Raw genomic sequence first — 13313 nt, 5'->3', positions numbered from 1 at the left:
GGCCATGGAGGAGTGAAATGAGGAGCAGCAACCCGGTCTTCTCGCGACGGGGGTTCAGCCGCGACAACGGCTACGCGGGCTTCGGCACGCAGCCGCAGGCCGGGGGACCCGCCGCCGGGACGCAGACCCAGCAGGGCAACCCGTACGCGGGCACCGCGGGCCAGCAGGCCCCGGCCAACCCGTACGCGACGAACCCCTACGCCCAGCAGGACCTGCAGCACGGCGCCCCCCAGGCGCCCGTAACCACCGCCGGCCGGATGACGATGGACGACGTCGTCATGCGTACGGCCACCACGCTCGGCACGCTCCTGGTCACGGCGGCGCTCGCATGGGCGCTGCTGCCCGTGGACGACGCCAACATCGGCAAGTCGTACGGCATCGCGATCGGCGCAGGCCTCATCGCGATGGTGCTCGGCCTCGTGCAGGCCTTCAAGCGCAAGGCCTCGCCCGCGCTGATCCTGACGTACGCCGCCCTGGAAGGTGTCTTCCTCGGCGTCGTCTCGAGCGTCGTCGACAACCGCATCGCGGATGGCGCGGCCATGCAGGCCGTGATCGGCACGATGGCGGTCTTCGTCGGAGTCCTCGTCGCCTACAAGGCGGGCTGGATCCGCGTCAACCGCCGCTTCTACGGCTTCGTGATGGCCGCGGCGATGGGCTTCCTGCTGCTGACCGCGGTGAACCTGCTGTTCGCGGTCTTCGGCGGCGGCGACGGCCTCGGCTTCCGCAGCGGCGGCCTCGGCATCGTCTTCGGCATCGTCGGCATCCTGCTCGGCGCGTGCTTCCTGGCCCTGGACTTCAAGCAGGTCGAGGACGGCATCGCGTACGGCGCGCCGAAGGAAGAGGCCTGGCTCGCGGCGTTCGGTCTGACGATGACGCTCGTCTGGATCTACCTCGAGTTCCTGCGCCTGATCGCCATCCTTCAGGGCAACGACTGACGCGGCTGATCAGCTCACCGAAGGGCCCCGCGGAACGGAAGTTCCGCGGGGCCCTTCGTCGTGTGTGAGTGAGTGAGAGGGAACAGGGGAGTCAGAGCAGCTTGCGCGCGGCCCGGCGCAAGTCGTACTCGTGAATGATGGCCTTTGCGTGCCCATAAGCCAGGTTGTGCTCCGCGCGGAGCCAGCTGACTTTCTCCTCGAAGCGGAAGAGCGAGGGGCCTTCGTCCACGGCGCGAAGCCAGTCGGAGATCTCACGACCGGTGCAGTGGGGGATGCGGGCGATCAGATTGCGGTGGGTCTCCTCGGAGAAGACTTGTGACATCGGCGCCTCCGGACGCGTCGCGATGTGTTCCGTCCTTCACGCCACCGTGCCTGAGCGTTGGGGCGTTGGCAACAGTCCCGCCCGGGCGCATAAGGTCGCCGGGTGCTTGATACGACGCCTTTGACGGCCGCAGTGGACCAATTCGCCGACCGGTTGCGGGCCGCCCCGCAGAGCCGCCTGCAGCGGGGGGCGGCGACCGAGGCGCTCGCTCTGGCCAGGGAACTGGCGGCGTGGGCGCAGCGGATCGAGGTACCGGACGCGGAGCCGCGGGAGATGCCGGACGCCGGGATGTTCGCGGCGGCCGACCAGATCACGGTCGCGGGGCGGGATTTGGCCCTTGTGCTGGAGGATTCCGGTCAGCTCGCGGAGGCGCTGACGCTCGTGGAGAAGGCGCAGAAGCGCGCCGCGGTGTGACGTGTGACCCCGGCGTGTGCCGGGGTCGCTCCGGTCAGACCGAGGCGATGACGCGGTCGGCCAGGATGTAGACGTTCTCGGTGCCGCACTCGAAGGTCAGCGCGTAGGCGCCGGAGACTCCGGAGCCGCCGAGCAGGACCGGGGTGTGGCCGTCGCGCAGGGCGTCGGACAGGAGCTCCGCGGTCTCGCGGTGGCCCGGGGTCATGCAGAGCGTCGTGCCGTCGGCGAAGACGTAGACGTCCAGCGTGCCGAGCGGTCCGGGGCGCACGTCGGCGAGCGCCGTGCGGGCGTCGGCCAGTTCCTCAAGACAGGCGACCGTGCGCTCGTGGTCGCCGTTGACGGGGGACTGGACCGGCACGAAGTCCGGGTGCGAGGGGTGGCGGCGGCGGGCCGCGGCCAGCTCCGGCGAATCTCCCCCATGGACTCCGTCCAGGGAGGTGCCCCCAGCGAACTCGTCGGCCGGATCGCCGTACGGCTCGACGACCGGCTCCAGGCTGTCCTGCTCCAGGCCCGAGAAGTCCGCCTGGCGGGGCAGGAACAGCTCGTCGGCCATGTCGGAGAGGCCGGGCAGGCCGCTCAGCAACGAGGGCGCGTCCGAGGCGTCACGGGCTTCCTGGGCGGCCCAGAAGGCCCGTGCCTCGGCCAGCTCGCGCTCCCGTTCCTCGGCGAGTGCCTCGGCGACAGCCGTGCGTATCTCGTCGGTGTCCGGAGTGGTGCGGGCGGCGGGCACGACGGCGTGTGCGGTCGCCGAGCGGCTCTGGGCCAGCTCGGTGCGCAACGTCGTGATCTGCTTCCGAAGCCCGTGCACGGCGTGCAGGGCGGCGGCACCCACGGCCGTGGCAGCGGCCGTGGAGAGCAGCAAGGCAATAGGCATGGCGCTCACTGACGTACTCCCGGTTTCAAGTCGACCCCCGACTTCCTACATCAGCTTGAAGCCTGCACGATCCACCTGTCAGTGCATTACGTCACGAATTGGACAGGTCTTTCGGCCCGGTGTTTATCCACAGACATGCTCTGACCTGGGGATATGCATCTCCCCCAGGAGATAGGTCACATCCTGGGGGAGATTGAGTCACGAATCAATGGAGACGTGAGGCGTCCGCAGGGGCGGAAGGGGTCAGCTGAGGCGCTCGATGACCATCGCCATGCCCTGGCCGCCGCCGACGCACATCGTCTCCAGACCGAACTGCTTGTCGTGGAACTGGAGGGAGTTGATGAGCGTGCCGGTGATGCGGGCGCCCGTCATGCCGAAGGGGTGGCCGACGGCGATGGCGCCGCCGTTGACGTTCAGCTTGTCGAGCGGGATGTTCAGGTCGCGGTAGGAGGGGATCACCTGGGCGGCGAAGGCCTCGTTGATCTCGAAGAGGTCGATGTCGTCGACGGTGAGACCGGCGCGGGAGAGGGCCTGCTTCGACGCCTCGACCGGGCCCAGGCCCATGATCTCGGGGGAGAGGCCGGTGACGCCGGTGGAGACGATGCGGGCCAGCGGGGTCAGGCCGAGCTCGCGGGCCTTGGTGTCGCTCATGATCACGAGGGCGGCGGCGCCGTCGTTGAGCGGGCAGCAGTTGGCGGCGGTGACGCGGCCGTCGGGGCGGAAGACGGGCTTGAGGCCCTCGACGCCCTCCAGGGTGACGCCGGCGCGGGGGCCGTCGTCCTTGCTGACGACCGTGCCGTCGGGGGTGGTCACCGGGGTGATCTCACGCTCCCAGAAGCCGTTCTTGAGGGCTTCCTCGGCGAGGTTCTGGGACCGCACCCCGAACTCGTCCATGTCCTTGCGGGTGACGCCCTTGGCGCGGGCCAGGTTCTCGGCGGTCTGCCCCATCGCGATGTAGGCGTCCGGGATCAGGCCGTCCTCGCGCGGGTCGTGCCAGTCGGTGCCCTCGGTCTTGGACACGGCCTCGGTACGGGCCTCGGCGTCGGCGAAGAGGGGGTTGTGGGTGTCGGGAAGTCCGTCGCTGGACCCCTTGATGCTGCGCGACACCATCTCCACGCCGGCGGAGATGAAGACGTCGCCCTCCCCGGCCTTGATCGCGTGCAGGGCCATGCGGGAGGTCTGCAGGGAGGAGGAGCAGTACCGGGTGATGGTGCAGCCCGGCAGGTGGTCCATGCCCATCTGCACGGCCACGATGCGGCCGAGGTTGTGCCCCTGCTCGCCGCCCGGCAGACCACAGCCGAGCATCAGGTCGTCGATGAGCTTCGGGTCGAGCTCGGGGACCTTGGCGAGGGCGGCCTCGATGATCGTGGCGGTCAGGTCGTCCGGGCGCAGATCCTTCAGGGAGCCCTTGAAGGCGCGGCCGATCGGGGTGCGGGCGGCGGAGACGATCACGGCTTCGGGCATCGAGGCACTCCAGTGACGAGGGGGCAGGCAGGACTCCTTGGGAAGTTACCTGCACGTATCGCCATAGGTCATCGGGCGGGGACTGTGATGCGGGCCGCATTTTTCTAAGCGCTTGCTCAGCCTGGCGGGGGTGCGTCGGGGGCCTTGCGGGGGCCTTGCGAGGGGCCTCGGGGGGCTCGGAGGGCTTGGACACCCCGCCCCCCCTCGGCCCCCGCAGGGCTACTGCGGCAAGGGGGACGGGTCCGGTGCGTGGTGGATGCGCCGCCGGCGACGGCGCTTGAGCAGGGCCCAGGGACCGCGAGGCCCCGTCGGCATCGCGGCCGCCACCTCCGTGCCGCCCTCCGAGGCGGCCTGCGCGGCGGCCCGGGCCACCGGCAGGAAGCCCTCGCGCCGCGACACGTCGGGGCGCTCCTCCTCCGGCCACAGCCCCAGCGAAGCGCACAGCGTCGGCAGCACCGCCATCGCCGCGGTCGCGTACCCCTCCGCGGAAGGGTGGTAATTGTCCGGGCCGAACAGCTCCCGCGGGTTCGCGAGGAACTCCGGGCCCAGCAGGTCGCCGAGCGACACCGTCCGCCCGCCCTGCTCGACCACGCCGATCGTCTGCGCGGCGGCCAGCTGCCGCGACACCCGCCGCGCCATCCACCGCAGGGGTTGGTAGACGTTCTCGACCGTCCCCAGGTCCGGGCACGTCCCGACCACGACCTCCGCCCCGGCCGTACGCAGCCTGCGCACCGCGGCCGCCAGATGGCGCACGGAGCGCGTCGCGGGCATCCGGTGCGTCACGTCGTTCGCGCCGATCATCACGACGCAGACGTCGGGAACCCAGGACGAAGGGTCGGACAGGATCAGCGTCACCTGGCGGTCCAGATCGTCCGACTGCGCACCCGGCAGCGCCACGTTCCGCAGCTCCACCGGCCGCTCGGCCACCGCGGCGAGCCCCGCCGCCAGCAGGGCTGCGGGAGTCTGCCGGGCCCGGTGCACCCCCTGGCCCGCGGCGGTCGAATCGCCGAGCATCGCGAACCGCAGGGGTTCCGCACCGTCCGGCCGATCCGCGTACCCCCAGCCGTAGCGACCGTCCGCCCGCGGTGGAGCCGCATGCTCCCCGCTGTTCCCGACGGTCCGCTTCGCCAGCTGCACCTCGGCGAGGACCACTCCCACGGTCGCCGCCCCGAGCAGCCCGATACCTCCGCCGCCGTAAGCCGCGCCCGCGGCGATCCGCCGCGCCACCCTCGCCCTCGACATGCCCTGCAGCCACCTCCTCGTCGTCATACCGCCCTACATCAACTCATTGCCCCGTAAGGACGGTCGGCCAATCGCATGCGGAGGTGAACGACTGAACGGGACCCTTAGGCTGACGGCACCCATTCGTCGCACTACATCGCAGCCCGGAGACAACGGTGCAATTCCACAACTCGATGATCAGTCTCGTCGGCAACACCCCGCTGGTGAGGCTCAACAACGTGACCACGGGCATTCAGGCGACCGTCCTGGCCAAGGTCGAGTACTTCAACCCCGGCGGTTCCGTGAAGGACCGCATCGCGCTGCGCATGATCGAGGCGGCCGAGCAGAGCGGGGAGCTCAAGCCCGGCGGCACCATCGTCGAGCCGACCTCCGGCAACACCGGGGTGGGGCTCGCCATCGTGGCCCAGCAGAAGGGCTACAAGTGCATCTTCGTGTGCCCGGACAAGGTCTCCCTGGACAAGATCAATGTCCTGCGGGCCTACGGCGCCGACGTCGTCGTCTGCCCCACGGCCGTCGATCCCGACCACCCGGACTCGTACTACAACGTCTCCGACCGCCTGGTGCGCGAGACCCCCGGCTCCTGGAAGCCCGACCAGTACAGCAACCCGAACAACCCGCTCTCCCACTACCACTCCACCGGCCCCGAGCTGTGGGAGCAGACGGAGGGGAAGATCACCCATTTCGTGGCCGGCATCGGGACCGGAGGCACCATCTCCGGGACCGGCGGGTACCTGAAGGAGATCTCGAAGGGCGCGGTCACCGTCGTCGGCGCCGACCCCGAGGGGTCCGTGTACTCCGGCGGCTCCGGGCGGCCCTACCTCGTCGAGGGCGTCGGTGAGGACTTCTGGCCGACGGCCTACGACCGGAACGTGACGGACGAGATCATCGCGGTGTCCGACAAGGACTCCTTCCAGATGACGCGGCGGCTCGCGAAGGAGGAGGGGCTGCTCGTCGGCGGGTCCTGCGGGATGGCCGTCGTGGCCGCGCTGCGGGTCGCCGAGCGGCTCGGTCCGGACGACGTCGTGGTCGTGCTCCTGCCCGACTCCGGCCGTGGCTACATGAGCAAGATCTTCAGCGACGAGTGGATGAACGACTACGGATTCCTGGAGCAGGCGGGCGACGCGCCTCGCGTCGGTGACGTACTGCGCCGCAAGGAGGGTGGCCAACTGCCCTCGCTCGTCCACATGCACCCGGAGGAGACGGTCGGCGAGGCCATCGACGTACTGCGTGAGTACGGCGTCTCGCAGATGCCCATCGTCAAGCCGGGCGCGGGCCACCCGGACGTGATGGCGGCCGAGGTCATCGGCTCCGTCGTCGAACGCGAGCTCCTGGACGCCCTGTTCACGCAGCGCGCCTCGCTCGGCGACCCGCTGGAGAAGCACATGTCGGACCCGCTGCCGCAGGTCGGCTCCGGCGAGCCGGTCGCGGACCTGATGTCGGTGCTCGGCGGGGCCGACGCGGCGATCGTCCTGGTCGAGGGCAAGCCGACCGGTGTGGTGAGCCGTCAGGACCTGCTGGCCTTCCTGGCGGAGCAGCAGGGGCAGTAGGAGCCGGCCCCGGGTGTGCCGTGGGTCGTGTGCCGTGAGGCGTGTGCCGTGGGGCCGTGGGGCGAACTTCGCGGAAGTGGTACGAGCGCGACACGTCCGCGCAGCACCCGCTTAACACGGCTCCGGCACATTGGTTGTTGTCGGCGTACAGGAACTCCGGAGCGGCTCCCGGACCTCTGAACGCCTGGACGTCGCCTGGTCCTGACCCGGCCGGCGTCCCTCGCGGGGACCGCCGTCGTCCCGCCCCCTGGGTATCCGGGGGTGCGGCGGTCCCCGCGCATGAACTTCGTATACGTCGCGGCGTCTCTTGTCGCGCGCCTCTTCAGGCGTGACGGGAGACGTGAGGGGCCGTCACTCCGCTCCCGGCGACACCACCAGGCCCCGCCCCGTCCCCTCGATCAACTCGACGTACGCGCGGACCACCTCGGCGACCGGAGTCCCCTGCGACCCGTCGCGCCCCATCTTCTCCAGCGTCTGCGCCACCCATCCGGGGCTGACGGAGTTCAGCCTGATGCCGCGCGGCATCTCTTCCGCTGCGGTCGGCACGAAGTGGGCGAGGCCCCCGTTCACGAGGGCGGCGAAGGAGAGGCCGGGCTCGGAGAAGGCCGAGATGCCGTTGGTGAGGGTGAGCGAGCCGCCGTCCGCGAGGTGGTGCGCGGCGCGGCGGGTGAGGTGGACCTGGCCCAGCATCTTGCCTTCGAGGCCCCGGAAGTAGTCCGCGTCGGAGGAGGCGTCGATCCGCGCGATCTGCCCGCTTCCCGCCACCGCGACGACCGCGTCGACGGCCCCGACCGCCTCGAACATCGCGTCGATGGACGTCGGCTCCGCCAGATCCACCACGACCGGACCGCGCCGCGACGCCCGGACCACCTCGTGGCTCCCGCCCGTCTCCAGGGTGTCGGCGAGTGCGGATCCGATGGTGCCGGTGGCACCGATGACGACGATCTTCATGAGGGTCCCGATTCCCGAGCGGTGAGCAACAGATTCCTGCGGGGTGAGCAGTGCTCGTTCAGGCTCGGGGAGTGTCCGACCGGCGTCCAATACCTGTCGTCATAACCACCGGGGATGACCCTCCCCCCCCGGGTGGCGATCGGCGGCGGAATGCCGTGAGCCGCAGCCTCAGTCGTCCCACTCCGACTTGCGCCCGCGGTCGCCGCGGCGCCCGAAGTTCATGCCCCGCATCGAGTGCACCGCGTTCACGCCGACGATGCCGCCCCAGGTGACGAAGAGGCCGGGCAGGTCCGCGTTGACCACGCCGATCGCCGAGAGCGGGATGGCGAGGATCAGCGAGACGATGCCGAAGCCGAAGCGCTCGCCCCAGGAGTCCACGGCGCCGTTGGGCGCGCGGGAGCCGCGGGCGACGACCATCTGCTGCTCGGCCATGTGCCGGCGCATCCGCCGGTCGATGGTGCCGTCCAGTCGCTGCTCGACCTTTCCGAGGAAAGAGTCGACCAGCGCGGACTCGTACTCTTCGCCTAGTTCCCTGCGGGCGTGCAGAGTGGCGTCGAGTTCCTTCTTGAGTTCGGCGTCACGGGCTTCCATGGTTCCGTACGGTACGCAGCCGTCGCGGGCCTGACAGTGGGGCTATCCCCCCTTTTTTCGGCGGGGCCCAGCACCCGTCCTCAGACCTTGCTCAGGGCGTGCTCCCGTTCCGTCGGGATGTGCGAGGTGTCGCGGCGGGCGATGAGCCAGTAGAGGACCGCCGGGACCACCAGGCCCACGATCCAGGAGATGTCCGCGCCGCCCAGCGGCTCCACGAGCGGGCCGGTGTAGAAGTGCGTGACCAGGAAGGGGAGTTGGGCGAGCAGGCCGACTCCGTAGACCGTGAGCGCGTCCCAGCGCCAGGCTCCGTAGCGGCCGTGGGGGTCCGAGAGCGCCGGGATGTCGTAGCGCTCCCGCGAGATCAGGTAGTAGTCGACCAGGTTGCTAGAGGCCTGCATTACTACGTGAATTGATGCGGCGTCTCCCTGCACGTCACCGGCACACTCCGAAGCGGAGGACGGGTGAGGCTTGATGGCCGAGCGCGGTGCCTGAATACTGGCAAAATGGGCATTGAACCTTTAGACGGGTCAAGCTTCAGTGACGCCGTCGGCTCATGGGCGGACGCCGCTGGTGAGCGCGACCAAAAGGCCGATGAGCGTGAGGCCATCGCCGATGAGCGTGAGGCCGTTGCCGATGCGAGAGAACGGGCTCTGAGCGCTCGGGAGGAGCTTGCGGACACACAGGCCCGCCAGCTCGGGCAGCCAGCCCCCAGCTTCTTGCAGCGTGCCCGGGAAGCGAGCGACAGGGCACAGGCCCTGCTCGCAGCTAGCGAGGCCCGGTTGGCACGTGCCGACGCCAACTTGGCTCGCGCGGAGGTCCTCTTAGCGCGCGAGCACTGGAGCATCGAGCAGGAGATCACTATCTCGAACCAATTGCTTGGCACGGCAAGTCCGTCACGGCAGAGCAATCTGGACCTCTATGTTCAGCAGCTCCACGGGCAGTACGTCACCGCCTCAGACAATCTGGCCGACGCGCACGACATGGTGGCCCAACACCACGAACATCTCGCCCAGTGCAAGCCGTCAACCGCGGAAGAACACCGCAGTCAGGCCCGGCGTGCCCGTCAAACAGCACTGCACATCCGCACGGCCGCCCACCAAGCCGCATTCCCAGAGGACCCGACCCCATCCGCTGGCCTGCCCCCTGATGCTGGCCATACACGGTGAGCAGCTAAGAGCCGTCTGGTCATTCTCATCGCTCGAAGATCGATATTCACGCTGCGGACGGGACCACAGAGCGTTGGACCAGAGTCCCAACTCAACTTCATGGGCCGGGCAGTAAGGTCGCCAGCATGGCTGACTTCATGCAGGTGTCCACGGCGACTGAGACTCGTGATCAAGCGGTGGAGCTGGCGCGTTCCGTGGTCACGGGCCGACTTGCTGCGGGTGCGCAGATCGTTGGGCCGGTGGTCTCTGCCTTCTGGCATGCAGGCGAGTTCGGGACCGGTGAGGAGTGGCAACTTCTGCTGAAGACGCACGCCGACCGGTACGCCGAGTTGGAAGCGCATCTGCTGGAGCACCACCCGTGGAAGAACCCGGAGGTCTCGGCCGTGGAGATCGTCGCGGGGTCGGATGCCTACTTGCGGTGGGTTGCCACGACTACTGGGCCGATCTCCTCCGAGTAGTGCGTCAGGCGTGAGCCTTCTCCAGCGCTTCTGCGACGTCGGGCAGCGCACGATGATCGCTGAGCCGTCGCAGGATCGGGGAGAGGCGCTGGCGGGGGCGGACGGATGCCACTCCGGCCGATAAGTCTAGTGCGCGGCTGACGGTCTTGGCGGACTGCTCGATCTCGCCTGCGGTCATGTACGAGTCTGCGAGCCACGACAGATACAGACTCTTGTCCCGTGCGTGAACGTCCTCGTACTGCGCGAGTGCAGTTTCCAGGGTGGGGACTGCGCGCAACGGGCGCCGTAGCTCCGTCCAGCATCGGCCGCTCATGATCTGCAGCTCGGTTCGGTCGACCCAAGCGACCCAGTCGGGTTGCGGGGCTTCCTCGATCTCATTGAGTGCGGATTCCGCGGCGCTCAGGGCCCGTTCAGTCTCGGTCGGGAGACCGGCGACGGCGTACGACCAAGCAAGGCGTTCGTGCAAGAGGGCGCGGACGCCTGGGGCTGCGTCTGGCCCGGCCGTGGAGCATGAGCGGGCGGCGATCTGTATTCCGGCTGCCCTGTCGCCGTTCACCGCTTGGTAGGCAAGGAAAGCGAGGGCGTTACCGGCAAGGGCGGTGTCTTGCGCATCGACGGCAGCCGTGTGGCTGTTCTTGTAGAGGTTGGTCGCGTCGTTGTGTCGGCCTCCGTCGAATGCGGCCCAGCCTGCTTGCTGTGCCTGCTCGGCGAGTACGGAGAGCAGGGATCGGCCGGTCTCCTCGGTGTAGGTGCAGTCACGGAGTACGGACTTAGTGGCCTGGTACTCGCCCAGGTAGACGCGGTAGGTATCTCCGCCGCCTAGGACGTCATCGAGGCGGCGCAGACGTGCTGTGCGTTCCCGTAGCCGTTGGGGGAAGTCCCCTCCGACTCGTCGGCCGGTGACTGGGCGGGTGAGATCGGGCATGCCGATAGCCAGCCCTGTGCCGGTCGATGCCTTGATGAACTTCCTGCGCCGCACTTCGTCTCCGTCTCTCTGGGGGGCGGTGGAATGTGCAGGCTGGGGCAGGTCGCGAGGCTTGGTCGGTGCGGTCTCCCACGTGCGAGGAGAGAGGCCCAGACGGGCTCCGGGAATGCGCAGAGCATCGGCGATCCGCGCGATCTTCTCGAAGGTCGTCACGCTCCCAATACCGCGTGCCAAGGCTCCGACGCGTTCCGGCTTGATGTCGCATTCGGCAGCGATCTTTGAGTAGCTGATGCCTGCCTCGCTGCGTGCGAGGCGGAAGATCTCGCCGAAATCGTGGGCTGCGATCGCAGCTCTCATGCATGCGTGATCCAGCAGTTCGCGCGGTAGCGCGGTTGGTGGTTCGTAAGCCGTCATGAGAAGCCCCGCAAAGCCTGCTGGTGACACTGTGTCGCATCGGCCGAACAGTCAGCCTACCCATGATGGGGATACCCACATTGGGGAAGTCAGGAAGCCTTTGCAGCGCGACAGTTGTGCGCTCAGCCCCCCGCGACCGTGCGACCGGCCGGGGGGGGCATGGCCCACCTGAGAAAGCAGGTCGACATGCCGGACTGTATCGCTCGCATCTTCGAGTCGTCGTTACGGCTCTTGCTTCCCGCTGTGGGGCGCCATCGGTCTTCTGAACTGACCGTGTCTGGTCTCGGCATTGATGCGCCAACCCGGCCGTTGCCGCGCGTGCCTGTGCTGAGGGGTGAGGACATCGGGTTGGTGCGTCCGTACCTGGTCGCCTTCGAGCGGCGGCAAGAAGAGCGGCGGCAGAGGGCACGGCGGCGTGAGCTGTGGTTGGCCGTGCACGGCGTGGACATTGGTCCGCGCCTGATCCATGGGGTGGAGGTGACGCCGTGACCATTCAAAAGCGGGTGCTGCCGTGGTCGACGCTGGAAGGAAAGCCCTGCGTCCTGGTGGGTCCGGGTACGGGCTTCGTGTCGCGGCTGGCCGACAGCATGGAGAGTGTGCAACTGGGCATGGCGGGTGATCTTCTTGGTCACGCTGCCAACGTGGTTGGCGACTCCAAAGCCACGCCTGAGGAACTGCGCTTCGTGGCGTCTCGGCTGACCGAATCACTCCGGGACGTTCAGCGGATCGCGGAGAGCCGGGGTGATCGCCTGGCCGCATTCGACCACCCGGATGTCGACGATGGCGATGAGGGGCCGCAGCCTTCCCCAGGGGCGAGTGGATGAGCGGGGGCGGCGTTCCGCGGGGCCGATTGGTGCCGCTCGAATGGACGCTGGCGGCCATGCCCGGCATGGGCCTGCGGCATGTCGGCAAGTGCCTCGTCTGTGGTGTGCACTCGGTGGATTCGGCTGATCCGGAGGAAGCGCAGTTGTGGTGTCTCAAGCACGCGGGGATGACGCGCCATACCGGCTTCGAGCTGACGGCGTTCCAGTTCTTCAGTGCCGTGGTCACTGATCCGGCAGCGGTTGAGGGGTGCACCTCGACCTAGAGCAGGGCGGGGCTGGCGTGACCTCACTCCGTCAGTCCCGCCCGTTCGACTCCTCTGGCGGGGCAAGGCCCTTGCGCTGCACGATCTGACGGGCGAGGACCGCACAGGGCACGTTCGTCCTACGGCTGTGCTCGCGCAGGAGGAACGACGCTTGCTGAATGCTGCAGTGGTAGCGGCCAGCGAGGAGACCCGTGGCCTGTTCGATCACCACCGCGCCACGCACCCATCGATCGATCGCCGTGCCTTCGTGATCTGGAGCAGACGGGATGACGGAAGACTGGGGCGGGGCCGTGTACATGTCTTGGGCGAACACTCGCATGGAAATTGCTCGTAGCCGCATCTCGACCGCCTGCTGTCGCATCTCAGCGGCCCAAGCCTGTAGGACGACAGATCTGACGTACTGCTCCATGCGGTGTTGGGCGTTCGGGTCTTGCCAGACCGGCTCATCTGGAACTGCCCCAGAAGCCAACGCTCTTCCTTTCCCGATCGGCACAGAGGAATGGGACAAGCTTGCCTCAGCGCAGTCCCCAGCAGTAGCCCTAGCCCAAGCGCTACGGCTCGGTCCTCGACTGCGAGTGTGGCTTAGCCGGGGTAATGGTGCGCGGTGATCGCGCCGCCGGCCGCAGAGGCTTTGGGCGGGAGCTGCCATGGGGCGAGTGAACAGGGGGCCTTACGCTCGCCAGCGGATCGGGCAGTCTCTTGGAGCCTGCCCGCAATAGCCCGATCGGCCCCCTGTTCTTAGAGGCTCGCCCCATGGTGGCTGCCTAAAGCCTCGAAGGCCGTCGGCCCCAGCCGCAGTGGGGTAGCGGGCAGCGTCCGCGCCCCCTTCGGGAGAAGAGGGGGAGAGCCTCGCCGATCGGGCCGGAGTGACGTTCGCACGCTCGGGGTCGCCTGGGTGTGGGGCGGTGGCCGTGCGGACGGGA

At 68.6% G+C, this 13313-nt stretch carries 16 protein-coding genes and 1 pseudogene; 8 read left to right on the top strand and 9 right to left on the bottom strand.

The features are described from left to right. Positions 1 to 17: 17 nt before the first annotated feature. Positions 18 to 935, top strand: coding sequence for a Bax inhibitor-1/YccA family protein (locus ACIGXX_RS42020; protein ID WP_351163064.1), 918 nt, complete (start codon positions 18 to 20; stop codon positions 933 to 935). Positions 936 to 1026: 91 nt separating this feature from the next. Here the strand turns inward: ACIGXX_RS42020 and ACIGXX_RS42015 are convergent, their stop codons facing one another. Beyond that, positions 1027 to 1257, bottom strand: a complete 231-nt coding sequence (locus tag ACIGXX_RS42015) for a DUF4287 domain-containing protein (RefSeq protein ID WP_160505450.1) — start codon at positions 1255 to 1257, stop codon at positions 1027 to 1029. 132 nt (positions 1258 to 1389) lie between these two features. On the opposite strand from ACIGXX_RS42015, the gene ACIGXX_RS42010 reads away from it, so the two are divergent. After that, positions 1390 to 1671: a hypothetical protein gene (locus ACIGXX_RS42010; RefSeq protein WP_399984215.1), complete on the top strand. Its 282-nt coding sequence runs from the start codon at positions 1390 to 1392 to the stop codon at positions 1669 to 1671. 34 nt (positions 1672 to 1705) lie between these two features. Here the strand turns inward: ACIGXX_RS42010 and ACIGXX_RS42005 are convergent, their stop codons facing one another. The 3 genes from ACIGXX_RS42005 to ACIGXX_RS41995 form a co-directional block, all read right to left on the bottom strand. Beyond that, complete coding sequence (locus tag ACIGXX_RS42005; RefSeq protein WP_351163068.1) at positions 1706 to 2545, bottom strand: hypothetical protein; 840 nt, start codon at positions 2543 to 2545, stop codon at positions 1706 to 1708. 243 nt (positions 2546 to 2788) lie between these two features. Then, complete coding sequence (locus ACIGXX_RS42000; RefSeq protein WP_351163070.1) at positions 2789 to 4009, bottom strand: acetyl-CoA C-acetyltransferase; 1221 nt, start codon at positions 4007 to 4009, stop codon at positions 2789 to 2791. Positions 4010 to 4228: 219 nt separating this feature from the next. Then, complete coding sequence (locus tag ACIGXX_RS41995; RefSeq protein WP_383819371.1) at positions 4229 to 5236, bottom strand: SGNH/GDSL hydrolase family protein; 1008 nt, start codon at positions 5234 to 5236, stop codon at positions 4229 to 4231. Positions 5237 to 5406: 170 nt separating this feature from the next. Between ACIGXX_RS41995 and ACIGXX_RS41990 the strand changes: the two genes are divergently transcribed. Beyond that, on the top strand, positions 5407 to 6798 hold the full coding sequence (locus ACIGXX_RS41990; protein ID WP_399984211.1) for a cystathionine beta-synthase: 1392 nt from the start codon (positions 5407 to 5409) through the stop codon (positions 6796 to 6798). A 351-nt stretch (positions 6799 to 7149) separates the two neighbouring features. Here the strand turns inward: ACIGXX_RS41990 and ACIGXX_RS41985 are convergent, their stop codons facing one another. The 3 genes and pseudogenes from ACIGXX_RS41985 to ACIGXX_RS41975 all read right to left on the bottom strand — a co-directional run. Then, positions 7150 to 7749: a short chain dehydrogenase gene (locus ACIGXX_RS41985; RefSeq protein ID WP_361470045.1), complete on the bottom strand. Its 600-nt coding sequence runs from the start codon at positions 7747 to 7749 to the stop codon at positions 7150 to 7152. Positions 7750 to 7917: 168 nt separating this feature from the next. Then, a complete protein-coding gene (locus ACIGXX_RS41980) occupies positions 7918 to 8340 on the bottom strand; it encodes a hypothetical protein (RefSeq protein ID WP_351163079.1) in 423 nt (140 codons plus the stop codon). A gap of 80 nt (positions 8341 to 8420) precedes the next feature. Next, positions 8421 to 8723 (bottom strand): annotated as a pseudogene (locus ACIGXX_RS41975) (cytosine permease); the annotation flags it as partial. A 120-nt stretch (positions 8724 to 8843) separates the two neighbouring features. Between ACIGXX_RS41975 and ACIGXX_RS41970 the strand changes: the two are divergent. Beyond that, a complete protein-coding gene (locus tag ACIGXX_RS41970) occupies positions 8844 to 9506 on the top strand; it encodes a hypothetical protein (RefSeq protein WP_399984206.1) in 663 nt (220 codons plus the stop codon). 125 nt (positions 9507 to 9631) lie between these two features. Continuing rightward, positions 9632 to 9964 (top strand): divalent-cation tolerance protein CutA, encoded by a 333-nt coding sequence (cutA, locus tag ACIGXX_RS41965; protein ID WP_399984203.1) that lies wholly within the window; start codon positions 9632 to 9634, stop codon positions 9962 to 9964. A 4-nt stretch (positions 9965 to 9968) separates the two neighbouring features. Here cutA and ACIGXX_RS41960 read toward each other — a convergent pair whose 3' ends face one another. After that, positions 9969 to 11303: an XRE family transcriptional regulator gene (locus tag ACIGXX_RS41960; RefSeq protein ID WP_399984200.1), complete on the bottom strand. Its 1335-nt coding sequence runs from the start codon at positions 11301 to 11303 to the stop codon at positions 9969 to 9971. A gap of 159 nt (positions 11304 to 11462) precedes the next feature. On the opposite strand from ACIGXX_RS41960, the gene ACIGXX_RS41955 reads away from it, so the two are divergent. Genes ACIGXX_RS41955 through ACIGXX_RS41945 form a run of 3 tightly spaced genes read left to right on the top strand, consistent with a single transcriptional unit; the run spans position 11463 to position 12390 of the window. After that, complete coding sequence (locus ACIGXX_RS41955) at positions 11463 to 11792, top strand: hypothetical protein (RefSeq protein WP_399984197.1); 330 nt, start codon at positions 11463 to 11465, stop codon at positions 11790 to 11792. Beyond that, positions 11789 to 12127 (top strand): hypothetical protein, encoded by a 339-nt coding sequence (locus ACIGXX_RS41950; protein WP_399984194.1) that lies wholly within the window; start codon positions 11789 to 11791, stop codon positions 12125 to 12127. Before ACIGXX_RS41955 ends, ACIGXX_RS41950 begins: the two co-directional genes overlap by 4 nt. Before the next feature lie 29 nt (positions 12128 to 12156). Beyond that, entirely contained in the window at positions 12157 to 12390 is a 234-nt protein-coding gene (locus tag ACIGXX_RS41945) for a hypothetical protein (RefSeq protein ID WP_399984191.1), read from the top strand. 31 nt (positions 12391 to 12421) lie between these two features. Here the strand turns inward: ACIGXX_RS41945 and ACIGXX_RS41940 are convergent, their stop codons facing one another. Then, complete coding sequence (locus ACIGXX_RS41940) at positions 12422 to 12799, bottom strand: ANTAR domain-containing protein (RefSeq protein ID WP_399984188.1); 378 nt, start codon at positions 12797 to 12799, stop codon at positions 12422 to 12424. Between the last annotated feature and the right edge of the window lie 514 nt (positions 12800 to 13313).

It is taken from the genome of Streptomyces sp. NPDC055243 (assembly GCF_044544025.1).
Taxonomy (GTDB): domain Bacteria; phylum Actinomycetota; class Actinomycetes; order Streptomycetales; family Streptomycetaceae; genus Streptomyces.
Note: the sequence above shows the minus strand (reverse complement) of the source record. Positions and strands in the feature narration are given on the sequence as shown.

Excerpts from the sequence above, each read along its gene's own strand:
- ACIGXX_RS41940 (WP_399984188.1), bottom strand. The coding sequence starts at position 12,799 with ATGGAGCAGTACGTCAGATCTGTCGTCCTACAGGCTTGGGCCGCTGAG.
- cutA (WP_399984203.1), top strand. The coding sequence starts at position 9,632 with ATGGCTGACTTCATGCAGGTGTCCACGGCGACTGAGACTCGTGATCAA.
- ACIGXX_RS41955 (WP_399984197.1), top strand. The coding sequence starts at position 11,463 with ATGGCCCACCTGAGAAAGCAGGTCGACATGCCGGACTGTATCGCTCGC.
- ACIGXX_RS41985 (WP_361470045.1), bottom strand. The coding sequence starts at position 7,749 with ATGAAGATCGTCGTCATCGGTGCCACCGGCACCATCGGATCCGCACTC.
- ACIGXX_RS41980 (WP_351163079.1), bottom strand. The coding sequence starts at position 8,340 with ATGGAAGCCCGTGACGCCGAACTCAAGAAGGAACTCGACGCCACTCTG.
- ACIGXX_RS42005 (WP_351163068.1), bottom strand. The coding sequence starts at position 2,545 with ATGCCTATTGCCTTGCTGCTCTCCACGGCCGCTGCCACGGCCGTGGGT.
- ACIGXX_RS42000 (WP_351163070.1), bottom strand. The coding sequence starts at position 4,009 with ATGCCCGAAGCCGTGATCGTCTCCGCCGCCCGCACCCCGATCGGCCGC.
- ACIGXX_RS42020 (WP_351163064.1), top strand. The coding sequence starts at position 18 with ATGAGGAGCAGCAACCCGGTCTTCTCGCGACGGGGGTTCAGCCGCGAC.
- ACIGXX_RS41960 (WP_399984200.1), bottom strand. The coding sequence starts at position 11,303 with ATGACGGCTTACGAACCACCAACCGCGCTACCGCGCGAACTGCTGGAT.
- ACIGXX_RS41970 (WP_399984206.1), top strand. The coding sequence starts at position 8,844 with ATGGGCATTGAACCTTTAGACGGGTCAAGCTTCAGTGACGCCGTCGGC.
- ACIGXX_RS42015 (WP_160505450.1), bottom strand. The coding sequence starts at position 1,257 with ATGTCACAAGTCTTCTCCGAGGAGACCCACCGCAATCTGATCGCCCGC.